The organism is Novosphingobium sp. PC22D (assembly GCF_002556635.1).
In the GTDB taxonomy this organism is placed as follows: Bacteria; Pseudomonadota; Alphaproteobacteria; order Sphingomonadales; family Sphingomonadaceae; genus Novosphingobium.
Map to the genome: position 1 here is coordinate 508,192 of NZ_MWMO01000002.1, position 23,341 is coordinate 531,532.

Annotated in this window: 19 protein-coding genes; 10 read left to right on the forward strand and 9 right to left on the reverse strand. The window is 65.7% G+C overall.

The features are described 5' to 3' along the window. Positions 1-27 precede the first annotated feature (27 nt). From B2G71_RS05890 to B2G71_RS05905, 4 genes are all read right to left on the reverse strand, one after another. Positions 28-2,202, reverse strand: a complete 2,175-nt coding sequence (locus B2G71_RS05890; protein ID WP_098104787.1) for a TonB-dependent siderophore receptor — start codon at positions 2,200-2,202, stop codon at positions 28-30. A gap of 45 nt (positions 2,203-2,247) precedes the next feature. Further along, positions 2,248-2,439, reverse strand: coding sequence for a hypothetical protein (locus B2G71_RS05895; protein ID WP_098104788.1), 192 nt, complete (start codon positions 2,437-2,439; stop codon positions 2,248-2,250). Then, complete coding sequence (locus B2G71_RS05900) at positions 2,436-3,602, reverse strand: PepSY-associated TM helix domain-containing protein (protein ID WP_098104789.1); 1,167 nt, start codon at positions 3,600-3,602, stop codon at positions 2,436-2,438. The genes B2G71_RS05895 and B2G71_RS05900 overlap by 4 nt, the downstream gene beginning before the upstream one ends. Before the next feature lie 129 nt (positions 3,603-3,731). After that, complete coding sequence (locus B2G71_RS05905; protein ID WP_098104790.1) at positions 3,732-5,393, reverse strand: M28 family peptidase; 1,662 nt, start codon at positions 5,391-5,393, stop codon at positions 3,732-3,734. A 320-nt stretch (positions 5,394-5,713) separates the two neighbouring features. On the opposite strand from B2G71_RS05905, the gene B2G71_RS05910 reads away from it, so the two are divergent. The 8 genes from B2G71_RS05910 to B2G71_RS05945 all read left to right on the forward strand — a co-directional run bounded on the left by B2G71_RS05910 (position 5,714) and on the right by B2G71_RS05945 (position 13,521). Continuing rightward, a complete protein-coding gene (locus tag B2G71_RS05910; protein WP_098104965.1) occupies positions 5,714-6,124 on the forward strand; it encodes a cupin domain-containing protein in 411 nt (136 codons plus the stop codon). A 2-nt stretch (positions 6,125-6,126) separates the two neighbouring features. Beyond that, entirely contained in the window at positions 6,127-6,369 is a 243-nt protein-coding gene (locus B2G71_RS05915; protein ID WP_098104791.1) for a tautomerase family protein, read from the forward strand. Between the two features lie 2 nt (positions 6,370-6,371). Beyond that, positions 6,372-7,799 (forward strand): MFS transporter, encoded by a 1,428-nt coding sequence (locus tag B2G71_RS05920; RefSeq protein WP_206049307.1) that lies wholly within the window; start codon positions 6,372-6,374, stop codon positions 7,797-7,799. Beyond that, entirely contained in the window at positions 7,796-8,668 is an 873-nt protein-coding gene (locus B2G71_RS05925) for an aldo/keto reductase (protein WP_098104793.1), read from the forward strand. The genes B2G71_RS05920 and B2G71_RS05925 overlap by 4 nt, the downstream gene beginning before the upstream one ends. A gap of 95 nt (positions 8,669-8,763) precedes the next feature. Then, the gene (locus B2G71_RS05930; protein ID WP_206049316.1) at positions 8,764-9,534 is read left to right on the forward strand and encodes a carboxymuconolactone decarboxylase family protein; all 771 of its coding nucleotides are present in this window, start codon (positions 8,764-8,766) and stop codon (positions 9,532-9,534) included. 505 nt (positions 9,535-10,039) lie between these two features. Continuing rightward, a complete protein-coding gene (locus tag B2G71_RS05935; protein ID WP_098104794.1) occupies positions 10,040-12,196 on the forward strand; it encodes a TonB-dependent hemoglobin/transferrin/lactoferrin family receptor in 2,157 nt (718 codons plus the stop codon). A 21-nt stretch (positions 12,197-12,217) separates the two neighbouring features. After that, on the forward strand, positions 12,218-13,192 hold the full coding sequence (locus tag B2G71_RS05940; RefSeq protein WP_098104795.1) for a DUF6607 family protein: 975 nt from the start codon (positions 12,218-12,220) through the stop codon (positions 13,190-13,192). A 146-nt stretch (positions 13,193-13,338) separates the two neighbouring features. Further along, entirely contained in the window at positions 13,339-13,521 is a 183-nt protein-coding gene (locus B2G71_RS05945) for a hypothetical protein (RefSeq protein WP_098104796.1), read from the forward strand. A gap of 242 nt (positions 13,522-13,763) precedes the next feature. On the opposite strand, the gene B2G71_RS05950 is transcribed toward B2G71_RS05945, so the two are convergent. The 3 genes from B2G71_RS05950 to B2G71_RS24815 form a co-directional block, all read right to left on the reverse strand. Continuing rightward, positions 13,764-15,965 carry a glycosyl hydrolase gene (locus B2G71_RS05950; protein WP_098104797.1) on the reverse strand — a complete coding sequence of 734 codons (2,202 nt, stop codon included), beginning with the start codon at positions 15,963-15,965 and terminating at the stop codon, positions 13,764-13,766. Positions 15,966-16,023: 58 nt separating this feature from the next. Then, a complete protein-coding gene (locus tag B2G71_RS05955; protein ID WP_168176276.1) occupies positions 16,024-18,153 on the reverse strand; it encodes a calcium-binding protein in 2,130 nt (709 codons plus the stop codon). A 451-nt stretch (positions 18,154-18,604) separates the two neighbouring features. Beyond that, complete coding sequence (locus B2G71_RS24815) at positions 18,605-19,624, reverse strand: cell wall hydrolase (protein ID WP_346426928.1); 1,020 nt, start codon at positions 19,622-19,624, stop codon at positions 18,605-18,607. A 171-nt stretch (positions 19,625-19,795) separates the two neighbouring features. Here B2G71_RS24815 and B2G71_RS05965 point away from each other — a divergent pair, with 171 nt between their 5' ends. Together B2G71_RS05965 and B2G71_RS05970 are read left to right on the forward strand one after the other, a co-directional pair. Further along, a complete protein-coding gene (locus B2G71_RS05965; protein ID WP_098104799.1) occupies positions 19,796-20,275 on the forward strand; it encodes a Rap1a/Tai family immunity protein in 480 nt (159 codons plus the stop codon). Between the two features lie 431 nt (positions 20,276-20,706). After that, on the forward strand, positions 20,707-20,907 hold the full coding sequence (locus B2G71_RS05970) for a hypothetical protein (protein ID WP_098104800.1): 201 nt from the start codon (positions 20,707-20,709) through the stop codon (positions 20,905-20,907). Positions 20,908-20,981: 74 nt separating this feature from the next. Here B2G71_RS05970 and B2G71_RS05975 read toward each other — a convergent pair whose 3' ends face one another. Both B2G71_RS05975 and B2G71_RS05980 read right to left on the reverse strand, forming a co-directional pair. Next, the gene (locus B2G71_RS05975) at positions 20,982-21,788 is read right to left on the reverse strand and encodes a sugar transferase (RefSeq protein WP_276306906.1); all 807 of its coding nucleotides are present in this window, start codon (positions 21,786-21,788) and stop codon (positions 20,982-20,984) included. Positions 21,789-22,084: 296 nt separating this feature from the next. Next, positions 22,085-23,263, reverse strand: coding sequence for a glycosyltransferase (locus B2G71_RS05980; protein ID WP_098104802.1), 1,179 nt, complete (start codon positions 23,261-23,263; stop codon positions 22,085-22,087). Positions 23,264-23,341: the final 78 nt, after the last annotated feature.

Sequence of the window (23,341 nt, forward strand, 5' to 3'; positions counted from 1 at the left end):
CGCGCCCGACGCGCGAGCGGGCACGTCCTAGAGATCGATCGAAGCCGAGAGCTTGAACGTGCGCGGCGCGCCCTGGAGCAAGTCGGGCCGGAACGTGTCGAACGAGGTCGACCAATAGCGCTTGTCCGCCACGTTATCGACGAGGAAGCGCAGGGTAAGCGGATTATCGCCCACGACGACGACGTAACGCGCGCCGAGATCGAAGCGGGTCCAGTCGTCGAGGCTCAGCGTATTCGCCGCGTTGGCGGGCTGCTCGCCGGTGTGGACGACGCGGCCCGTCAGCGTCAGCGCCGGGACGAACGGCACGTCCCACTCGACGTTGGCGTTGACGAGATAGTCGGGCACGCCGATCGCATCGTTGCCCTCGTTCACGCCATCCGCCGTGCGCCGCAGCTTGGCGTCGAGGATCGAGCCGCCGGCGATGATCCTGAGGCCGTCGACCGGCTCGCCCTCGAAGCTCAGTTCGATGCCGCGATTGCGCTGGATGCCGTTGGGGCCATAGCGCAGGAACCCGGCGCGATCGGGATCGGGCGTCAGGATCGCGGTCGCGCGGTCGATCTGGAACAGCGCGAGGCTCGCCGAGAAGCGCGGTAGCGTCAGCTTGCCGCCCACCTCGTACTGCTTCGACTTTATCGGCGGCAACACCTGCCCGGCGTTGCTGACGGGTATGTCGCCGCTCGCGGCCGGCGCGGCCGAGCCCTGCACCAGCGCCTCGATGCGGTTGGCGTAGAGCGAGACGCCTGCGACCGGCTTGATTACCACGCCGACGACGGGCGTCACCGCGTCCTGCTTGTACTCGTCGACCTTTTCGCGCGTGAAGGCCGAATAGGACTTGGTCTGGATCTGTTGCAACCGCATGCCCGCCGTCAGCAGGATGCGATCGTCCCACACGCCGATGGTGTCTGAAACGAACGCGCTCATCAGGCGTGTGCGTGAGATCGGGAACGGATCGTCGAGATCGCCGCCGAAGAACGTCACCATTGAGGGCTGCTCGACGGTGACCGGCGCGTAGATGTTGTTGATTTCGGACGATTCCGCATAGAACTCGTAAGCGTTGCGGTTGACCTGCCAGATCGCCGAGCCGCCGAAGTTGAACTCCTGCGTGATGCCGCCCGAGCCCAGCTTGACCCTCAGGCCCGCGGTCGCCGCTTCATTGTTGTCGGTGCGCGGGATCAGCGAGCCCGAGACGGTGGCCTCGCCACTCGCGAGATCGGTCAGGGTCAGGGTGCTGTAATAGCCGTTTTCCGACCCGTCGCGCGCGCCGAACGCGGCGTAGAGCATCGCATCGTCGGACAAGTCGTATTCAGCGCGGAATTCGCCGTAGATATCGCGCAGCGTCGTGAACTGGTAGGGCTGGCCGTAGTTCGCGTCAGCCTCGGGGACACGCGGGATGGCGGTGATGCCTGCGCCCAGCGTCAGCTTGGGCCGCAGCCGCGCGACGTGCACGCGCTGGTAGGCCAGATCGAGCGAAAGCCGCAGCGGCCCGGAATCGTAGTCGATCGCGCCGCCGATCACGTAAGTGCTGCGAAACTCATCGTCGATCGCGACATCGCCGCGCCGCGCCGCGCCGTTCACGCGTACGCCCCACTCGCCCCCCGCGCCCAGGCGCCGGGCGACGTCGAAGCTGCCGCCGAAGTGTGCGCTCGAGGTGTAGTTGGCGGTCAGCCGGGTCAACGCCTTGCTGCCGGCGCGCTTGGGGATCAGGTTGACGCTGCCGCCGACGCCCGACCCGCCCGGCGCGGCGCCGTTGAGGAAGGCGCTCGCGCCGTTGAGCACCTGGACCTGCTCATAGAGTTCGGGCGCGATGAGCTGGCGCGGGGTGATGCCGTAGAGACCATCGAAGCCGACGTCGTCGCCGGCCAGCGAGAAGCCGCGGATCACGAACTGCTCGGCGGCATTGCCGAAGCCGTAGCTGGTCCGGACCGAGGGATCGTTCTCGAGCACCTGTCCCAGCGTCTGCGGCTGCTGGTTGAGGATCAGCGCGGCGTTGTAGCTCTTGATCGCAAAGGGCACATCCTCGGCCGCCTTGTCGCCGAGCACGCCGAGGCTGCCTTCGCGCGCGACGCCCGTGGCATTCTGCCGCTGGGCGATGACGATGATCTCCTCCCTGCTCTCCTCCTGCGCGCTCGCCGGCGCGGCGAGCGCCACGGCCAGCAGCGAGGCGCCGAACCCTGCGACGGCGCGAAATCGTTGTGTCTTCATTGCTTTTCCTTATTGCGCGCGCTTGATTGCATCGCGCCCTTTCCTTCATTTTCGCCGTGTCGCCATTGCCCAGGCCGTGGCGATGACGGGCACCGCGAGCCCGACCCAGGCGAGCGCGTCGCGCCAGCCGTCTCCGGTCAACGCACTGACGAGACCGATCACGCCGGCCACGCAGATCGCGGCCGGCATCGCGAAGGTCGCCCCCAGCCGCCCGCTCCGCCGACCGCCGCGCGTCATGCCGCGGGCGCCAGAACGCCGCCGCTCTCGACCTCGCGGACATGGGAGGCGACGGAATTGCGGCGTTTGCCCAGCCACAGGTAGACGCCCGTCGCCAGCACCACGATCGTGAATAGGTCGAGCACCGCCCACAGCAGCTTGAGCGGCAGTCCGCCGTAATCGCCGAAGTGCAGCGGCCGCGACAGCGACAGCGCCTGATAGTACCAGGGCATCGGCCGCGCGTCGGTGAACACGCCGGTTTCGGCATCGATCAGCGCCGGTGTCAGCAATCGCTCGGTCAGCGGCGTGTCGCCCTGGAAGAACACCGCGTAGTGATGCTTCGAGCTGAAGCTGCCGCCCGGGAAGGCGATGAACTGGGGGTTGCTGCCCGGCAGCGCCTTGCGCGCCTCGGCCATCGCGTTGTCGAGTGAGCCATAGCGCGAGGGCGGCACCGCCCCCTTCGCCGCGTAGGCGCGCGTCATCGCGGCCAGCTCGCGGCTCTGCCACAGATCGGTGATCGGCGTGGCCAGCGCGTTGATCACCCCGGTCGCGCCGACCACGGTCATCCACGCGAGCGCGACGATGCCCAGCAGGTTGTGATAATCGAGCCACTTTACCCGCGCGCTGCGCGATACGCGCAAGGTGCCGAAGTCCAGCTTGCGCATGAACGGGGCGTAGAGCACCACGCCTGAAACGATCGCCGCGACGAACAGCAACCCCATCGCTCCCAGGAACAACATGCCCGCCAGCCCCAGGAACATGTCGGTGTGAAGCTGGAGCAGGAAGTGCATGACGCCACTGTCGTCCTCGGCGCCGAGCGCGCGACCGGTCGAGCGGTCGAAAATCTGCACCGTCATCTCGCTTGCGGGCGAGTCCGGGCGCGGGGCGGTTGTGACCGTCATCGAGGGCTGATCGTTGTCGAAGGCCATGAACACCGGCACCTCGCCGGGACGCGCGGCGAGCGCGCGCGCCAGCATGGCATCGAGCGGGAGCAGCCCCGGCGCCTCGCCCGACGAGCCGACGCCCGGCATGCCGTAGTGCGGCGCGGCTTCGCTCAGTTCGTCGATCTCATGATGAAATACGAGCGGGAGACCGGTGACGCAGAGCATCAGCAGGAAGAGCGTGCATGCCAGACTGGTCCACTTGTGGACGAGATACCAGCCGCGGATCGCCTTCTGCGTCACCCTCGTTCTTCTGCAAATAATTCGCAATAGCGGCCCGGCTAGCGAGCGCACTCCCGGCTGTCAAGCCGCGCGGCTTGCCGACGAGCGGACGGGTCCCCGCGCCCCGGCGGCAGCGAAGCGCGCCGCCGGTCAGCGGCGTGCGGCCGCGCTCTTCGCCCGGATGGCCTTGAATTCCGAGCCGTCCTTCCAGCTCGGCCAGCTCTGGGCGTTCGCGAGTTGCTCGGCGATGGTGCCCACGAGTTCGATGTCCTCTACGGCACCGGCGAGGTTCCAGCTCTCGTCCCAGGCGTCGCAGGCCTGATGATAGCAATCGCCGGTATAGGCATCGATCCAGGCCTGCCCCGCCTCGCGCCCGCCTTCGACGAGGTCCGAGGCTCCGGCGATGCCCATCAGCAGCATCACCGGCACCCCGCGCTTGGCGAAGGAGAAGTGGTCGGCGCGGTAGAACAGTCCGCGCTCGGGCAGACTTTCGGGCGTGACGGTGCGGCCCTGCGCCTTCGCCACCCGCGCCATGTCGTCCTCGAGACTGTCCTGCCCTTTGCCGACGAGCACCACGTCCCTCGCGCGCCCGGCGGTCTGCAGGATGTCGATCGCGAGGTTGGCGACCGTGGTCTCGAGCGGATAGACCGGATTGGCGGCGTAGTACTCGGAGCCGAGCAGGCCGCGTTCCTCGGCGGTCCACGCCGCGAACAGAACGCTGCGCTCGGGCGGCGGCCCCGCCTTCATGCTGCGCGCGATCTCGAACAGCGCGGCGATGCCCAGCGCGTCGTCGTTGGCGCCGGCGCGGTACTTGCGGCCCTGCGCCTCGGGCTTGCCCTCGCCGTAGGCGTCCCAGTGCGCGCCGAGGCTGACGGTCTCCTCGGGCCGCTCGCTGCCCGGGATGCGCGCGAGCACGTTGTGGCTCTCGATCCGCTCATGCTCGACGGGAACGGTCGCGTCGAATGTCACGCCTTCTAGCGTCACCGGGCGGAACTGCGGCGAACGCGCCCGCTTTCGCAGGCCCGCGAGATCGAGACCGGCCGAGGCGAACAGCTTTTCCGCCGCATCGCCCGCGACCCACCCCTGCAGCGCCAGCGTGGTCAGATCCTCTGGCTTGCGCGCGATGTCGTAATTCTCGCCGCCCGGGCTGACGACGACGTTCCAGCCGTAGCCCGCCGCCTCGGTTTCATGGACGATCAGAGCGCCGACCGCGCCCTGCCGCGCGGCTTCCTCGAACTTGTAGGTCCAGCGGCCATAGTAGGTCATCGTGCGGTCGCCGAACTTGCCGGCGGCCGGCTCGCCGGGGGCGGCGGCGAAATCGGGATCGTTGACGAGGAAGACGACGACCTTGCCCTTGAGATCCGCGCCCTTGAAATCGTCCCAGCCGCGTTCGGGTGCCCTCACGCCGTAACCGACGAACACCACGGGCGCCTTGGCGATCCGCGCCTGGTCGTCGGGTCTGAGCGTCGAGACGTAGACCTGCTCGCCCTGATTGGCGGGCATCGCGCCTTGCGGCGTGGCAAAGGCCATCGTGCCCTCGCCGAGCCGTGTGTGCAGCAGCGGCACCGCCTGCACCCAGCTTCCGTCCGGCCCCGCCGGTTCGAGCCCGATGTCCTGGAACCGGGCGATCAGGTAACCGATCGTGCGATCCTCGCCACTGGTGCCGGGCGCGCGCCCCTCGAACACGTCGGACGCCAGGGTGCGCACGTCGCGTTCGAGATTGCCGGGATCGACCTCGACCTTGGCGAGAGCGGGAACGGAAACGGCGGCCGCAAGCAGGGCCGGAACGAGCGCGAAGTGTCGGAATTTCATCGATTCAGTTTAGGCCGAGGCGCGTGAAGCGCAACCGGCCGCCTCAAAGACGGGCGTGGCGCCGCCATGCTCTGCCGGAAAGACCAGCGCGCTTCGTCGCGGCGCACCGACGCATTGTTGAGTCCGGCTCATCAGTTCGTTGCCCTCGCGCCCCCTAATCGGGAACTCTTTGCGGCGCTACCTGATTGAGTGGGTGCCCGTATGGGCGCTCATGAAACCAAAGGAGCCGGAATTTGGCACCCCGAACGAGACTGGCGATGCTGGCGGCCTTCGTGGCGACAAGCGCGAATGCCGCGCCGGCGCGACAAGGAGATGAAGCGATGAAGATACTTCGCAGCGAGGAACAGCAGGAAGTCCAGGGCCCCGAGGACTACTTCACCGGAAAGGCCACGATCAAGGGCCAGTTCGCTCGCGACGAGCCTTCACGCATCACCGGCGCAATCGTCACCTTCGAACCGGGCGCCCGCACCGCCTGGCATACGCACCCGCTCGGACAGACGCTGATCGTCACCGACGGTATCGGCTGGACGCAGGTGGACGGCGAGGACAAGATCGAGTTCCACGAAGGCGACATCATGCTCTGCCCCAAGGACAAGAAGCACTGGCACGGGGCCACGCCCCATTCGTCGATGACCCATATCGCGATCCAGGAATCGCTCGACGGCAAGAACGTGACCTGGCTCGAGAAGGTCACCGACGAGGAATACCTCGCCGGCTCCGACGAGGGCTGACGATGCCCCACGTGGTCGTCAAGCTCTGGCCGGGCAAGTCCGAAGCACAGAAGCGCGCCCTTTCGGACGCCATCGTCGCCGACGTGACCGCCATCCTCGGATACGGCGAGCAGTCGGTGTCGGTCGGCTTCGAGGAGGTCCCTGCCGCCGACTGGAACAATGCCGTCTTCGGGCCGGATATTCTGTCGAAGTGGGACACGCTCCTCAAGCAGCCCGGCTACGGCGAGCGCCCGAAAGAACGCTGATCGTGGCCCCGGCATCCCCACCGATGAACGCGCGCGCCAGCGACGATCGCGGCGACGGCACCACGCTGGCCGTAGTGTCTGCGGCGACCGCGCTGGTTCTCGTCGTCTTCACGGTCCCGTTGACGACGCTTACCTCGACGGCCCGGGCTTTGGCCGCGGGGCCCGGCGCGCAGGCATGGATCCTGAGCGCGATGAGCGTCGGCGCCGCGATCGGCCTGCTCGCCAGTGGGGCGATCGGCGATGACTACGGACGGCGGCGGACATTCGTCGCGGGGGCGGCGCTGCTCGCGGTCGCCTCGGTGGGCGCGGCCCTGTCGCTCTCGCCGCTCATGCTCATCCTGTGCCGCATCGTGCAGGGCATCGGCGGGGCGGCGCTGCTGTCGTGCGGGCTCGGTATCATCGGGCAGGCCTACTTCGGCCATGCGCTCACCCGCGCGTCCGGCATCTGGGCGGCGGCGCTCGGAGCGGGCGTCGCCGCAGGGCCGGTGCTGGCGGCGGGGCTCGACGGCCTCGCCGGGTGGACCGCACCGCACTGGTTTACCGGGCTTGCCGCGGGGGCACTCGCGCTGGCGGGGCGCTTTTTCCTCGCCGAGTCCGCCGCGGCCAGACCGCGAAAGGTCGATCTGGCGGGAACGATCCTGCTGGGAACCGGACTTGCCGCGCTGCTTGGCGGCCTGACCCAGAGCCGCTCGGGCTGGGACCAGCCGCTGGTCTACGCGATGCTGTTCGGCGGGATGGCGCTGTTGGCCGCCTTCGTCGTTGTCGAAAGCCGCATCGCGGAGCCGATGCTCGACATCGGCCTGTTCCGCCGCCCGGCCTTCACCGGCGCCACCATCGGCGCGCTGGCTTCGGGCGCGGGCGTCCTGTCGCTGATGTCGCTGATCCCGACGCTGCTCGAACGGGCGATGGGCGTGAGCACGATAGCGACTGCCTTCGTGCTCATCGCATGGTCGGGAACGACCGCGATCACGGCTTACGCGGTGCGCTGGCTGCCCGCGTCTTCCGAGACCCTGCTCGTCGGCGGTCTGGTGGGCTGCGCGATCGGCCAGGTCGCCGTGTTCGGCGTAGCCGCAGACAGTTCGGTCTTGCGCCTGCTGCCTGGTATGATCCTGGCGGGCGCCGCCAACGGTGTGCTCAACGCCTCGCTGGGACGACAGGCCGTGGCCAGCGTGCCGACGGACCGCAGCGCGATGGGCAGCGGCGCCAATAACACCGCGCGCTATGTCGGTTCGGCGACCGGCATCACGATCTGCGCCGTCCTCATCACCCACGCCGGGGCGAAAGGCGGCGTCGCGGGGCTGCTTGAAGGCTGGAACCACGCGGTCCTGCTGTCCGCCGCATTCTCGCTGCTCGGCGCGCTCGGAATCGTCTGTTGCAGAACCAGCGCGACGCCATGCCAAATCGAAGAAACGGAAAGGCTCGAAGCATGATACTCGAAGAAACCTACACGCTGAACAACGGCGTCGTCATTCCCAAGCTCGGCCTCGGCACGTGGTTCATTGACGACGACAAGGTGGCGCAGGCCGTGCGCGCAGCAGCCGAGATCGGCTATCGCCATTTCGACACGGCGCAGGCCTACGGCAACGAACGCGGAGTCGGCGAAGGCATCCGCACTTGCGGCATCGCGCGCGACGAACTGTTCGTCACGACCAAGCTGGCGGCCGAGGTCAAGGATCTCGACGGCGCGCGCGAGGCCATCGACGGCTCGCTGAAGACGATGGGGCTGGACATGATCGACATGATGATCATCCACAGCCCGCAGCCCTGGGCGCAATTCCGCGAAGGCGAGCACTTCTTCGACGGCAACCTGCAAGCCTGGCGCGCGCTCGAGGAGGCCCAGCAGGCCGGCAAGATCCGCGCCATCGGCTTGTCCAACTTCGAGAAGGTCGATCTCGACAACATCCTCGAGAACGGCTCGGTCCGGCCAGCGGTCAACCAGATCCTCGCCCATGTCAGCAACACCCCGTTCGACCTGATCGACTACATCGAGAGCAAGGACGTTCGGGTCGAGGCCTATTCGCCCGTCGGCCACGGCAAGATCCTGAGCGACGAGACACTTACCGCGATGGCCCGCTCCTACGGCGTCGGCGTGCCGCAGCTGGCGATCCGCTATTGCCTGCAACTCGGCCTGCTGCCGCTGCCCAAGACCGCCAATCCGGCCCACATGCGCAGCAATTCCGATGTCGATTTCGAGATCAGCGACGCCGACATGGAAAAGCTCAAGTCCCTCGCACCGATCGAGGATTACGGTGACGCAAGCGCCTTCCCGGTGTTCCAGGACAAGGCTCGAGCGAAGTAATCGCGACGCAAGATCGCGAAAGGACGGCCCTCGCCTTCCCTCCCTCCTCCCACGGCGGGGGTCGTCCGCCCGATCGCAGCACAGGAGACCCAACCTTGGCCACCAAGACACTGCCGATCCTGACCGCGGCAGCGCTGTTCGTCGCCGCCCCCGCCCTGAGCCAGCCGACAACCAGCATCAAGGATTCCGACATGACAGTCTCACCCGCGCTCGAAAATGCGAACCGCGACGAAATCCTGGGTCGCCTGTGGCGCAACGAGGCGCTGTCCGCACGCGATCGCGGTCTTGCCACCGTGGCCGTGCTGGTGGCGCGCAACCAGACCGACAGCCTGGCCGAATATACCGCCCGGGCACTCGACAGCGGCGTGAAGCCTTCCGAGATTTCCGAGGTGCTCTATCACCTCGCCTATTATGCCGGCTGGCAGAACGCGATGGAGGCGGCTCCGCGCGTTGCGGAAGTCTTCGAAGCACGCGGCGTGGACGCGGCCCCGATGCCTCCGGCCGACCCGAGCGACCTGCTGCCGCTCGACGAGGAGGCCGAGGCCCAGCGGCAGAAGACCGTCCAGGACACCTACGGCTCGATCTCGCAAGGCGTGGTCGACGACACGACCCGGCTGCTGTTCCAGGATCTCTGGCTGCGGCCGGCGCTCGCTCCGCGCGACCGCAGCCTCGTGACGGTCGCGGCGCTCGTCGCGGCGGGCCAGACGGAGCAGATCGGCTTTCACCTCAACCGGGCGATGGACAACGGTCTGACCAGGCCGGAGGCATCGGAACTGCTTCACCACCTTGCCTTCTATGCGGGCTGGCCCAACGTGTTCTCGGCCATGCCCGTCGCCGGCGAGGTCTTTCAGAAACGCCAGGACTGACCGGCGGGCGGGGGCGCGCCGCCCCTCACCGCCGCCTCAGGTCCTGCCCGGCTCGCCGGGGCCCGCCGTTTGAGCGCTGGAGCCGGCGCGACCGGGGGCCGGTCACCCCGCCATGTCGCAAGGCAGTGCACCTCCTGGCATGCTCGGCAAGCGCATCGCCGATCCCGAGGGGATCGAGGGCCCGCCGACTTCGGCGTACCGAAGATCGCACCGCAACTGCCGGCCTCCGCCGCGAAGCACGAGATCGCAAGAACTCCGCCCAAAGCATCGCGGCACGATGGTTTTCGCCGCGCGCCCGGCGGCGGGATCGTTCACCTCACGGCCTCGTCCGCAAGCTGCTTGACGACCTCCCTCCTCGATGCAAATAGAATGTTAATGCGAATCACTTGCATTATCAAAAGGGGGTTTTGTGGAGCGCGATCGTCGTCCTCTTGGTGAAGGAAGCTGCCGCGAGGCGAAAGCGCCCGGCAGGCGGGCCCCGCGCCCTGCCTGCGCCACTCTGGCCATGGCCTTCGCTCTGCTGAGCCCGCCGGCGTCGGCGCAGGACAACGACGGGCTTTTCTGGCTCAACCGGCTGAACCAGATCGTCGTGACGGCGACGCGCACGCCGGTACGGATCGAGGACGTGCCCGCCACCGTATCGGTCAAGTCCTCCGAGGAGATCGCCGACGAAATGGCGACCGACATCAAGGATCTCGTTCGTTTCGAACCGGGCGTCAGCGTGCAGCGCCAGCCCGCGCGCTTCGGCGCGGCGCTCGGCTCGACGGGCCGCGACGGGAACGCCGGTTTCAACATCCGCGGCATCGGCGGCAACCGAGTGCTCATCCAGGTCGACGGCGTGCGCGTGCCCGATGGATTCAGTTTCGGCGCGCAGGCTTCGGGCCGCGGCGATTACGTCGACCTTGGCCTGATCAAGTCGGTCGAGATCCTGCGCGGCCCCTCCTCGGCGCTCTACGGCAGCGACGGACTGGCCGGCGCGGTCAGCTTCATCACCGCCGACCCGGCCGACTTCCTCGATGCGAACGAGAGGATCGGCGGGTTCGTGCGGGCATCCTATGCGAGCGCGGACCAGGAGTTCGCCGAAACCGCGATTCTTGCGGGCCGTTTCGGCGAGTGGTCGATGATGGCGGCCTACACCCGCCGCGATTTCGAAGAGCTCGACAACAAGGGCACTGTCGGGGGCACGGGCGCCGCGCGCACCAAGCCCAATCCGCAGGACGGCCGTTCGGACGCGGTGCTCGGCCGGCTGGTTTACGAACCGGCGGGCGGGCACAAACTGCGCCTGACGGGCGAATACGTCGATACCCGCCTCGACACCGATGGCCTGACCAACCTCAGCTCGACCGTGGAACTGCTGCGGGCACGCGACACGGGCAAGCGCAAGCGTGTGACGCTCGACTGGACCTGGGAGGGAACCGGCGCGATCGACTACGCCCATGCCGCTGTCTTCTGGCAGGACGGCGAGGACGTGCAGTTCACCGACGAGGATCGGACTCCCGCCGAGGACCGCGAGCGGCTCAATACCTTCGAGAACAGGGTGATCGGCGCCGCGGCCGATGCCCGCGCCGACTTCGCCACCGGGCCCGTGCTCCACCGGCTGGTGTTCGGAGGCGACGTGAACCGGACACGGCAGGAGGGCCTGCGCGACGGCACGGTTCCGCCCTTCGGAGAGACATTCCCGACCCGCGCGTTTCCCTCCACCGATTTCACCCGCGTCGGCCTGTTCGTCGGCGACGAGATCGGCATCGCTGACGGCGCGCTGACGCTCTATCCGGCCTTGCGCTTCGACTGGTACGACCTGTCGCCGCGCAACGACCCGCTGCTGCCGCAATTCGATGCCAGCGGACAGAAGGATTCGCGGCTCTCGCCCAAGCTCGGCGCGGTATGGAAACTGGCGGAGGGCGTGCGGATATTCGCCAACTACGCGACCGGATTCAAGGCGCCCGAGCCGGGGCAGGTGAACCAGTTCTTCGAGAACCTCGCCTTCGGCTACACCTCGCGCCCCAATCCCGATCTCGGACCCGAGCGCAGCGAGAGTTTCGAGGGCGGACTGCGGCTGACGTCGCGGCATGTCAGCCTCGATCTCACCGCCTTCTCTTCGCGCTATCGCGATTTCATCAGCCAGGAAGTGGTCTCGGGCAGCTTCACGCCGACCGACCCCGCCGTCTACCAGTTCGTCAATCTCGATCGCGTGCGGGTCAAGGGAGCCGAAGCGCGGTTCGAGGCGCGGTCGGCCAGCGGCCTCCACGCGAACCTCGCGCTGTCCTATGCCAAGGGAACGGTCATCGATCCCGATGGCGCGCGCACGCCGCTGTCCACGGTCGATCCGCTCAAGCTGGTGGCGGGCGCGGGATACCGCGATCCGGGCGGACGCTTCGGCGCGCAAGTCATCGCCACGCACAGCGCGCAGAAGGCGCTCGATCGCACCACCGGTCTGTGCACGCCGAGCTGCTTTCGCCCCGATGCCTTCACGATCCTGGATTTGACCGCCTTCGCGGCGCTCACCGAGGCACTCAAGCTGCGCGCCGGTGTGTTCAACCTGCTGGACGAGAAGTACGCCTGGTGGAGCGACGTGCGCGGCCTTGCCAGTACATCGAGCGTGACCGACGCCTATACCCAGCCCGGCCGCAACGCGAGCGTTTCGCTTACCTATCGCTTCTAGGTTCGAGGGAGAGCCATCAACATGAAACACCTGACCAAGCTTCTTGCCGGCAGCCTTCTGGCGCTGGCCTTCGCCACCAGCCCGGCGCTCGCGCATCCGCCGATCACCGCCGAGGCGGCTGCCGCCGGTTTCGAGGAGGATCGCGCCGACATCCTCGCCATGGCGGGCAACTACAAGGTGCGCTTCGACATGCAGGAGAGCACGCGCTGGGACCCCGCCTATTCCCCGCTCGACCGCAAGATCTCGGGCGGCAACGAGGTCGTACGGGTGATCGAGGACACCGGACGCAGGATCGTGCTGCAACACCTGCTGGTGATCGAGCACGAGGGCAAGACGCACGTCATCAAGCACTGGCGTCAGGATTGGGAATACGAGCCCGCGCGCGTGCTGGTCTATGCCGATACCAACACCTGGAAATGGGAAGACGTGCCCGAGCGGATGCGCACCGGGCGCTGGTCGCAGACCGTCTGGCAAGTCGACGACTCCCCGCGTTACGGCGGCTGGGGACAGTTCGAGACGCAGGCCGGGGTGCGGCGCTGGCGCTCGAACTGGACCTGGCGCCCGCTGGCCCGCCGCGATGCTGTACGCCACCCCGTCTACGACCGCTACTACGCCATCAACCGGCATCAGAACGGCCCCGAGGGCTGGATCCACTGGCAGGACAACACCAAGATGGGCCGCAAGGACGGCAAGCTCGTGCCGATCGTTCAGGAATACGTGTTGAACACCTATACCCGGTTCGACGGTTTCGAGGTGAAGGCGGCCGACGATTACTGGGCGAGCACCAAGGACTACTGGCAGGGCGTGCGGGCCGAGTGGGATCGCGTCGCGGAGGCGAACGGCGGCATCTTCATCAAGGAGGAAGCCGAGACGGGAACCGTCATCAGCGCGCGGTTGCTGCAGACCGCCGACGATATCGTCGACGGCGAAACCGACACTGCCAGGGCCCTCGCCGAAGCGCGGACGCTGATTGCCGAAAACACCGGCCCGGAATGATCACCAAACAACGAATAAACTTATGTTAGAAATGGATTTTTTATTTTTCTCTCCGGGAACGAACGCTCCCGTTTTCGCCTTGTGATGTTGAGGGAGCGGATCGCCTGCGACAGACTTGCGCGCTCTCTCATCGCCGGAGAGAGAAAATGTTCAGTTATCTGTTGAAATTCATCGACGAGACGACGGACTGCGACAGCAAGCCGTTCCACTTCAAAGCGCCCGACGCCAGCGAGGCGCTGCTCATCGCCCGCACCGAAGCCGGCCATCGCGACGTCGAGCTGTGGAAGGGAAGCACCAAGCTCTGCACGCTGCGCGCAGGGACAACCTGACCGACAACGCGCGCGAGGCGCCCCGTCAATGCAGACCGGATCGCCCGGGTGCCCGAGCGATCCGGGACAATCTCCCTCGCCGGGAACCGTCTCTTGGCCGGTGCAGGACGAACCGCCCGGCTCCGTGTCGGCCCAGGCGCCAGCCCAATGTCATCGCAAGGAGCCGTGTCACCGGCAGCCGCCCGCGACCGACGGCAGTGTCGGCCGCGGAAGGGCCGTTTCCGGCCGTGGCGATGGCATCATCAACCGAAGTGGAAGCCCCCGACGTCGGCGACGAGATGGCTAGGGTCGATGCCCTGCAATTCGATCACGGCGCTGTCGAAGCTGATGATCGTGTTGCCGTCCTTCGCGGTGACGGTCGGCTGCTGCTGCGACTTGAAGGTCTCGGGAAGGTCGATCCGGTCGCCCATGCCGAAATCCATCACGACGTCGCTACCGCTGTCCGAGGTGAACACGAACGTGTCCGCCCCGTCTCCGCCGTAGAGGACATCGTTGCCCTTGCCGCCCACGATCTCGTTGTCGCCCGCGTTGCCGGTGATGACATTGGCGAGGCTGTTGCCGACGGCGCGAAGGTTCTCGCCGCCCAGCAGGGTCAGGTTCTCGAGATTCGCGCCCAGCGCATAGTCGATCGATGACTCGACGGTATCGACGCCGCCGCGCCCGTAGTGGACCCATTCGGTAACGGTGTCGCCGATGCTGTCGACGACGTACGTGTCGTCGCCGTCGCCGCCTTCCATCTTGTCGGCACCGGTCCCGCCGTCGAGGAGGTCGTTTCCGTCCCCGCCGATCAGGTGGTCGTCACCGCCATTGCCGTGAAGCCGGTCGTCGCCGCCCAGGCCCATGAGCAGGTTGCTCGCGTCGTTGCCGGTAAGGCCATCGGCCTGAGCGGTGCCCGTCGCGTTGATCGCGCGGTCCCCGATCAGGATGACCTCCTCGACATTGGCACCCAGCGTGTACGAGATCCACGACTTGACCGTGTCGTGCCCGCCCTCGACGGTTTCGACGACGGTGTCGTTGTAGTTGTCGACGATGTAGGTGTCGTTGCCCGCGCCGCCGGTCATCGCATCGCTTCCGCTGCCGCCATCGAGCAGGTCGTCGCCGTCGCCGCCGTCGAGAATGTCGCTCCATTCACCACCTTCGAGGATGTCGTCGCCGCTCCCGCCGTAAAGCGTATCCTTGCCGATGCCGCCGCGCAGCGTGTCGTTGCCGCCGTTGCCGTACAGCGTGTCGGCATCGCCGCCGCCGTCCAGCAGATTGGCCGCGTCGTTGCCGATCAGCGTGTTGCGATTGTTCGAACCGAACCCGTCGATCGCGGCCTGCCCGGTGAGGGTCAGGTTCTCCAGGTTGTCGGTGAGCGAAAAGCTGACCGCGGATTCGACGAGATCGGTCCCGCCCTTGCCGCCATTGTACCATTCGACCACGACATCGCCTTCGGAATCGACCACGTAGGTGTCGTCGCCGTCGCCGCCGCGCATCTCGACGTCGCCGCCGCGCCCGTCGAGCCTGTCGGCGAGGAAAGACCCGATCGAGACCAGCGGCGCCGCGGCTTCGAGCACGATCGCCTTGGCCGCCGAGTCAAGTCCGACCGGCGCCTCGGGCGCCACAACGAGGTCGCTGCCCGCGAAGGCCTCTAGGAAAGCTTCGCCGGCCATCGGATACTGGCCTTCGCTGAGCTTGCCCTGGAACGCCGAGTTCGAATCCCAGTAATTCACGTAAAGCATGTCGTGGTCTTCGGCCCACTGCGCCACGAGCCGGACGAATTCCGGAGCATCGCTGTTCAGCCCCCATTCGCCGATCGCGGTCGGCTTGCCATGGGCCGCCGCGAAATCCTGCTGCCACTGCAGGCCGAAGGGCTGGCTGACGAAGTAATCGAACGCCTTTTGCGGATCCGGCGAATTCCACGCGGTATTGTAGTAGAAATCCACGCCGATGACGTCGACATAGGCGTCGCCCGGATAGGCCGAGTCTGCGGGCATCCCCACCGTGCCGACGTTGGGGCACCACTCGAAGACGAACTTGTCCGACACCGAATGCGCGATCTCGACGAAGTTGCGAAACGCCTCGACATAGTTTTCGGGCTGGCCGACCGCGGACGACGAGTTCCACCCGTCGCCGTTGAACTCCCAGCCGAGCCGGACATAGATCTGGTCCTGGTCGCCCTCGATCTTGAGAAGCTGCTCGGCCATGGCCAGATACTTGTCGTTGTAGCTTCCCTTGGCGGCCTCGCCGAGCGTCGCGCCGTAGGGGATGAGCTGGATCGACCACATCTTGTCCACGGCCGAGCCGACGAGCTGGTTGTCGATCCACTCCACCGAACGCAGCCAGTCGTCCCAGTTTCTCGTCCCGCCGTGAAGCTGAATGCTGTCCGGAGAGCGCCCGAGCCATTCGGTGATGCCGTCGATGTCGGCAGTATTATTCTTGATGTAAAACGAAATATCGGTCATTATTGCACCCTGATCTGCATAAATGTCTTGATTTGCTGTCTATATTTTTTCTTGATATTCAGAATCCCGAATATCCTAGGATCATTTCATCAACATATATTGATGATTTAGTATCGCTGACGAAATCCCAGGACTGATCTGCCGAGAAAGCATTCTCGATTTCGATGACTTCGAGGGTTCCGTCGGAAAGAATTTCGAGACCACCCTCGGTCAGGCGTGCGCTGGCACGATCGCCAAAGCCGACGAGTTCGATCCGGTCGCCGCTGGTGAAATCGAGAATCCGATCCCCATCGGCTTCGCCGGCGCGAAAGACGAAAATGTCGTTGCCCGACCCGCCGCGCAGGACGTCGCGCCCCGCACCGCCATCGAGGATGTCGTTGCCCGAGCCGCCCGACAGGTGGTTGTCGCCGGCGTTGCCGATGATGGTGTTGGCCCGCCAGTTGCCGGCTCCGCCGAGATCGTCGTCGCCCCGAAGCACCAACCGTTCGAGGTTGTCGCCAAGGGTATAGTCGACGCTCGCGAAGACGGTGTCGTAGCCGCCCGCGCCGTACGAATGCCACTCCACGATCCGGTCCGCGACATCGTCGACGACGTAGCGATCATCGCCGTTCTGGCCGATCATCAGGTCGCCGCCCTCGCCGCCGATCAGAAGATCGTCACCCCAGCCGCCGTCGAGCCGGTCGTCCCCCGCGCCGCCGAGAAGGATGTCATCCCCGAGGAGGCCTTCGAGCCGCGAAGCGGCGTGTCCGGCGACGAGCAGGTTGTCGAGCGAATTGCCGATCCCCGACAGGGCCGATCCTGTGAGGACCAGCGCCTCGAGGTTGTCGCCAAGCGCGTAATCGATGCCCGATACGACGGTGTCCCAACCGCCCTGTCCGTCGCAGTACCACTCGACGACCACGTCTCCGGCATTGTCGACGATATACGTATCGTCGCCGTACTGGCCTTCCATGCGGTCGGCCCCCGTACCACCATTGAGGAGATCCTTGCCCCAGCCGCCGTAAAGCGTGTCGTTGCCTTCGGCGCCGTAGAGCCGGTCGTCGCCGGCATCGCCCGAGAGCACGTTCGCGCCGAGTCCGCCGAGAAGAATGTTGTCGAGTTGATTGCCGACGCCGCTGATGGCTCCGTTTCCAGTCAGCGAAAGGTTCTCGACGTTGTCGCCGAGCGTATAGGAATAGGCGCTGAGCACCGTATCGGTGCCACCGCGCCCATCGGCATGGTATTCGACGACCTTGTCGTACTTGTTGTCGACGACGTAGACGTCGTCGCCATTGCCGCCTTCCATCGTGTCCGCGCCGTAGCCGCCGAAGAAATAGTCGGCCTGCCAGGTCCCCTGCATGCGGTCGTTCGCCGAAGTGCCGAGCACAAGGGTATCGACGCCGAGCGCCTCGACCGCCTCGGGCATCCAGTCAAAGCCGGCGCCGGCCTTGCCGCCATAGGGAAGCGCGCCGTTAAGGTCCGTGAAGCTGATGGAGCCGGTGAGGCTTGCGCTGTCGAACTTGGCCGCGTCCGCATCGAGGTTGCCGTAAACCCGTCCGCCGTCATCGTTGATCACGGTCGCGAAATCGGTGCCGCGCTGCGCGGCGGCCTCGCCGAACGTGACGTTGGTCATGCTCGTGGCGAACTGCGCCCCGTCATCGTTGCCGAGCCAGAGCAGGACGGGATAGGCATTGGGGCCCGCGGCATAGTCCAGGTGCACGCCGTCGAGCGTGAGCGAGGTCGGCTGCATCTCGGGCTTGTCACCGAGAAAGATGCCCTGATAGTTGCTCGTGCCGACGAAATTGCGGATGACCACTTCGCCGACCTGGCCGTAGGCCTGGAAGATGTCGCCGTGGTAGGCGGAATAGCTGCCGGTGACATTCGTGACCGACGAGGATTCGATCAGGACATCGGGGCGGGAGACCGATGAACCAACGACGATGCCGTCGCGCTCGCCGGTCATCGCGTTGTCGACGGAGGTGCCGACGACATGGATCGAGTTCGCGACATCATAGAACGCGAGCGTACTGGCCGAGTTCTTGTAGGTCGGCGCGAAGTGCCCGCCGACCAGCGTCACGTTGGCGCCGCCGTTAACCTGAAAGCGCTCCAAGTCGGCCGCGCCGCTCTGCATGAAGATCACATCATGAAGCGCGCTGGCTCCATACCATTGCGAACCGATCTTCGAGAGATCGACAAGCAAACCCGACAATTCCGGACCAGTTTCGTAAGATAAAACTACCTCCTTTAGACCACCTAGGAGGGAATTCGTATCCAACATGCAAACCTCTGTTCATCATTTGCGTTGGATTTCTTCTTACCATCCGGTTCCCTCAATTAATCTTGTGACACAAGGTGAATCCAAAAGTAATAAATAAGTATAAATACGTATATTTTATATTTTAGAAGTCGGTGCTTGCTGCACTGCAAAAGGCTGATGAAAGAAGGGACGGAACGTTCGGTCACGCGGTGCGAGACCGTCCGCCGTCGCAATACGGCCCGCACCTCGGGCCATGGCCCGGTCAGGAATTATGTGATGACGACGCGCGGCGTCGGCCGGGACCGGTTGCCCGGGGCAGCCCGTCAGACGTGAAGCGAGAAGACCGGTTTACCGCACTGTCGCAAGCCGCGCGCGAAGCCGGGGCACCATACCCACCTGGCCATCAGCGCGCGTCGGACGACGCGCGCTCGGCATCGGACGAGCCGGGCAGCCCCAGCACCCGGCGGTAGCGGGCGTGAACGGGGATAGCCGGCGATGCCGCCTCGCCGGACTCGCGCGCGTCGTCGGACATCGAGAGCAGCGGGCGCCGCCCCGCCTCGACGGCCTGGCCGGTCCCGGGCGGCTCGGCGTATGCGGCATCCTGCGGCGCGGCGGCTTCGCCCGCCCTTGCGACCGCCCAGGCGATAGGCGGCTCGACCGGATTGTAGCGCTGCGCATAGTGCCGCACGTCGCCCCAGCGGCCCGGCCAGCGGAAAAAGATATGCGTGCCGAGCTGACGCAGCTTGACCATGCTCGACGACCAGTAAGGCACGACCCAGTCGGTGTGGTAATGCGTCGCCATCCCCACGCTCGGCTCGACATAGCCCGCAAGCGCGGCATCGGCGACGGCGAGCGCGCGCGACCAGGCCGCCGGCGCGGGCGCGCGCCGCAGCGAGCCATCACACGTAAAACTGAACTGACAGCCCGTCCGCCGCTCGCTGCCCTCGAACACCACGCCGCAGATCGTCGCCGGAAAGGCGGGGTGGTGAACACGGTTGAGAACCACTTGCGCGACGGCCCGCTGTCCGGAGGCACTCTCGCTGGCGGCCTCGTAGTAGACGGCCGCGGCCAGGCACTCGCGCGCGCGCGACAGACTGCGCGGATCAGCCGATCGGACTACGAGAGGTTGCGCCACGGCCAGCGGCTCGTCGACCTCCGGCACCGATGCGTTCAGCCTGAGCGCATCCTCCCGCGAGACCGGCATCAAGGCTTGAGAGACCGACGACACCAATCGCTCCGGCGCCAGCGCGCCGGACGGCCCCGGCTCCTCATCAGGTGCGGGTGCGGCTTGCTCCCGCGACGGCCAGGCCATCGAGGGCATACCGAACGCCGCCAGCGCGAGCCAAGCGGTCGTCGCCAGGAGCGTTCCCAGAACGCCAAGCAAGAGCGCCAGCGCTCCGGCGTTGACCGTCGATCGTGCCATCCGCGTCAGCCCTCGAAGTCGGCCGGTGTGCCACACCGAGCCCTTATTGGGCCGCGATCCGTCCGCCGGACCAGCGCAAACGCATTCTTTGTGGACCTAGTTGAGACTGCGCCCGGTTCGCGGATCGGCTTTTCATCGACACGGATCGAACAGGATGGACTCGTCAAAGCGATGAAGCACCCCTTGGCCTCTTTGGCCGCTGCCTTTCTGATCGTCGCCGGCATGCAGGGCGCGGCGGCGCAACCTGCCGCGAACCCAGGCGACCCGCCGAGCGAAAGCGGCCGGCCTCCTGGCCATCCGGCGCTTGCGAGCCCCCCGAGCCTCGGGTTCGTGGCGGGCACCGATCTCTTCAAGCAGTGCGCGGACGACTCCGCGACCGGAACCAGCTACTGCTTCGCCTATCTCGCCGCCGTCCACGATTCCGTGCGCGCGTACGAGAGCTGGCTCGGCTTTCGCGAATTCTGCACCTCGAACCGGCTCACCCAGTCCGACCTTCGGGATCTCTTCCTCAAGGATGCCCGCCGCTATCCGTTCGAGTTGCGCGGCCAGGCCGCTTCGGTCGTGGTCTCCTCGCTCAAGCGCGCCTACCCTTGTGCCGGCATGCCTCCATCGGCGCCGCGGCCTGGCGAAAGTTCGTCTCCCGACGACTGAGAGTGCGGGAGACGCGAGGTTCGCGGGCCTGGCAGGGGGACATTGCCTCCAAATTGAACTTTCTTTGCCGGCGATTCGGATCGTGGCAAAACGACCCGACAAGCCGTTTCCCGGGGCCGCGCGCCGCCTGCCGGGAGACTCTGCCCTTTTCCGTCGATCAGCCGCGGCGCGGTGACATTGCCCGACCGATATTTACCCGTCCCGGTTCGAAATCGCCGCCAATCGAAGAAACTTGTTAAAGTCCGACTAGACGAAGATATCGAAAGTCACTAATCCCGAATCTAAAGAAATGAATCACAACGGGGAAGGCACCGACCCCATCGCAAAGGTTATTGAACACTTTGACGCTAGGGAGTTGTGCATGGCCGATATCTCCACACAAACTACCGAACCGACCGATCTCGAGCCCTTTTGGACCGAATGACAAACCGATGAACAAGAGCGGACCGCCCAATTGGCACAAGGCATCCACTGAACGGCTAGCCGATGCCGATCGCCGGAACACTGGACTGCACGACTACGGTTCCCGGCCGCTGGGCGCCAAGCGTATCAAGTTTCTCTATTGGTTCATCGCCGCAGGCGCCGGTCTGGCCATCTGGGCCCTTATTGCCTGGCTCCTGGGACTGTGGTGACCAGCTTTCCGCGATACCGACGCGATTGACTGGTCAGCCTGCGGCTCCGACCGCAAGCAGACGGATCGGCCCGGTCAGTAGCACCCTCTGCGGGCAAGCACGGCAGGCACTGTGCGCATGCAGATGAGCACATCGTACCCCACCGACTTGCGCAGCGCGTAGAAGGCGTCGAGCCGCACGCGCGTGGTGTAGGATACCTCGTTGCGACCGCTCACCTGCCATAGGCCGGTGAGACCGGGACGAACCGAACAATAGGCCGCGAACCGCAAGCCGTAGCGCGCGACTTCCTCTTCGACGATCGGCCTCGGCCCGACGATGCTCATGTGGCCGAGCAGGATGTTGATGAGCTGCGGCAACTCGTCGAGGCTGGTCTTGCGAAGAATCGCGCCGATCCAGGTTATCCGGGGATCGTTGCGCAGCTTCTGGTCACGCGCCCATTCCTCGCGGGCCTCTTCGGATTCGGCCAGCAACTGTGCAAGACGTTCACGGGAATCGATCACCATGCTGCGGAATTTGAGGCATGGAAAAGACTTCCCGCCCCGGCCGACGCGCTGCTGGACGAAAAGAACGGGCCCCGGGCTGGTAACCAGGATCGCCAGCGAGACGAGCACAAGAACCGGCAGGAATACGAGCAGCAGCAAGAGCGACACGGCGATGTCGAAGGCGCGAACGCTGCGCGCATTGCCTCTCGCCCTGCCGTCGGGCGTCTGACCGACAACGAAAGCCTCGGCCCCGTCGATCGTCGGGCTGTTTATCGCCGGACCGTCAACGATGGCCCGGCTCAGGGGATCTGACGTTACGAGCGGTTCGCAGCTCCCGCCGCTTGCGAAAGGGCGCGTATCGCGCATTGCACTTCGCGACAATTCGGGAATGGATGCCATGGAAATGCCCCCACCTGGTCCTGTTGCGTCGTCACCACCATTACGAGTCTCGATATTGCAGTGCATCATATGAGAGCTTAAAGCGCCGTCAACCAAGTATTATTACCAATAATTCTCTACTATGTCTTGAAATGGATCGGTTTTCGATTGGTCAATTTGCGCTGATCTTATGCGATACGTAATTTCACCAAATTGGAGGAGACCACCCAATTTGGTGAAATGAAACTCGGACTATTGATCGGAGCTGCTGAGCAGACGGGTCCTCGACCCGGAGGTTCGCAGGATACGAGCGCTTCTCAGGCGTTGCTCGACTGGCTGCCGCTCTTGCCCGGAACGCCGAGCGTGTCGCGAGAGGCCGCCGGCGTCCAGGTCTGATAGGTGCGGCCGGCCAGCGCGTCGATCACGCCCAGAAAGGTCGCGCAGATCGCGATGAGGACCTGCAGGCCCAATGCGAAGGGCGGAATGCCGGAAGCTCCGAGCGCAAGACACAGGACGACCACGGCCAGCCCGCCCGTCAGCACGAGCCAATGTCCGGACGATGCGAGCGCCGCCGCAGCGGCGAGGAGTGCGATGACGAGAAGCGGCAAGCCGAACCAGCGCAAGACCTTATGCGAGAAGTATTTATAAAGCCCGGCCGCCCCGAATACGGATCGAATGTCGGACCAAAGGTAGCGATGCGTGTTGAACGCGCGGCACGCGATCCTGCGCTTGCGGCGAAACTCCTCATTCGTTGTCGTCGTATTGCGTTCGTAAGCGCGCACGCTCGGCGCATAGACCAGCCGTTTGCCCGCCAGCACAACGCTCAGCGAAACGATCATGTCGTCGAGAAGGTGCGGGGGCACGGTCGGGTACAGCTCGCGCCGGGTCGCGAAAATCGAGCCGTCGGCCCCCATGATCGAGCCGCTCGCCGACTCGCGGGACTTGATCACCTCCTCGAGCCGCCAGTAGAGCCCGCCCGCCCGTGCCGTCGCGCTCTCCGCGTCGTTGGTGTAGATGAGCGAGCCCGCGACGCCGCCGATGGCCGGATCGGCGAAATATTCGCGAAGCTCCGACAAGGCGCTCGGATCGAGCAGCACGTTGGCATCGGTGAAGACACAGACGTCGCCTCTGGCCTGCGCGACCATCCGCGCCATGCCCGTGGCCTTGCCGGTCCGCTCGCGCGCCACGATCACGTCGATCACATCTGATGCCGCCTCGAGGATCTCCTGCGTGCGGTCGCTGGACAAATCGCAGTAGGCGACCACCTGCAGGCCGGGCTCGGATCGCTTCAGTTCGCGAACGTTGGCGATCTTCTGCGGCAGCGAGCGTTCCTCGTTGTACGCCGCGAACAGTAGCGTGAATGTAACTTTATCCGCCCCGCGTTCGGGACGAATTCGCCGCACGCCGAAAAGAAGCAGCGAAGAAGGATAAACGAGATACGGAAAGACGAAGGCCACAAATGCGACGAATCCGATCACACTGTAGACATAGGTCATCCGAACACCCTTGCACAACGCGCCGCTTCACGAGCAGCGTTCGCCTCAGTACGCCTCGCAGGTTCCCTCTGATCGCAT

Bases quoted from the DNA above. Each gene is read 5' to 3' on its own strand.
- B2G71_RS05925 (WP_098104793.1), top strand. From the start codon at position 7,796: ATGATACTCGAAGAAACCTACACGCTGAACAACGGCGTCGTCATTCCC.
- B2G71_RS05935 (WP_098104794.1), top strand. From the start codon at position 10,040: ATGGCCTTCGCTCTGCTGAGCCCGCCGGCGTCGGCGCAGGACAACGAC.
- B2G71_RS05890 (WP_098104787.1), bottom strand. From the start codon at position 2,202: ATGAAGACACAACGATTTCGCGCCGTCGCAGGGTTCGGCGCCTCGCTG.
- B2G71_RS05950 (WP_098104797.1), bottom strand. From the start codon at position 15,965: ATGACCGATATTTCGTTTTACATCAAGAATAATACTGCCGACATCGAC.
- B2G71_RS05915 (WP_098104791.1), top strand. From the start codon at position 6,127: ATGCCCCACGTGGTCGTCAAGCTCTGGCCGGGCAAGTCCGAAGCACAG.
- B2G71_RS05910 (WP_098104965.1), top strand. From the start codon at position 5,714: ATGAAGATACTTCGCAGCGAGGAACAGCAGGAAGTCCAGGGCCCCGAG.
- B2G71_RS05970 (WP_098104800.1), top strand. From the start codon at position 20,707: ATGAACAAGAGCGGACCGCCCAATTGGCACAAGGCATCCACTGAACGG.
- B2G71_RS05895 (WP_098104788.1), bottom strand. From the start codon at position 2,439: ATGACGCGCGGCGGTCGGCGGAGCGGGCGGCTGGGGGCGACCTTCGCG.
- B2G71_RS05980 (WP_098104802.1), bottom strand. From the start codon at position 23,263: ATGACCTATGTCTACAGTGTGATCGGATTCGTCGCATTTGTGGCCTTC.
- B2G71_RS05945 (WP_098104796.1), top strand. From the start codon at position 13,339: ATGTTCAGTTATCTGTTGAAATTCATCGACGAGACGACGGACTGCGAC.
- B2G71_RS24815 (WP_346426928.1), bottom strand. From the start codon at position 19,624: ATGGCACGATCGACGGTCAACGCCGGAGCGCTGGCGCTCTTGCTTGGC.
- B2G71_RS05965 (WP_098104799.1), top strand. From the start codon at position 19,796: ATGAAGCACCCCTTGGCCTCTTTGGCCGCTGCCTTTCTGATCGTCGCC.
- B2G71_RS05905 (WP_098104790.1), bottom strand. From the start codon at position 5,393: ATGAAATTCCGACACTTCGCGCTCGTTCCGGCCCTGCTTGCGGCCGCC.
- B2G71_RS05975 (WP_276306906.1), bottom strand. From the start codon at position 21,788: ATGGCATCCATTCCCGAATTGTCGCGAAGTGCAATGCGCGATACGCGC.
- B2G71_RS05940 (WP_098104795.1), top strand. From the start codon at position 12,218: ATGAAACACCTGACCAAGCTTCTTGCCGGCAGCCTTCTGGCGCTGGCC.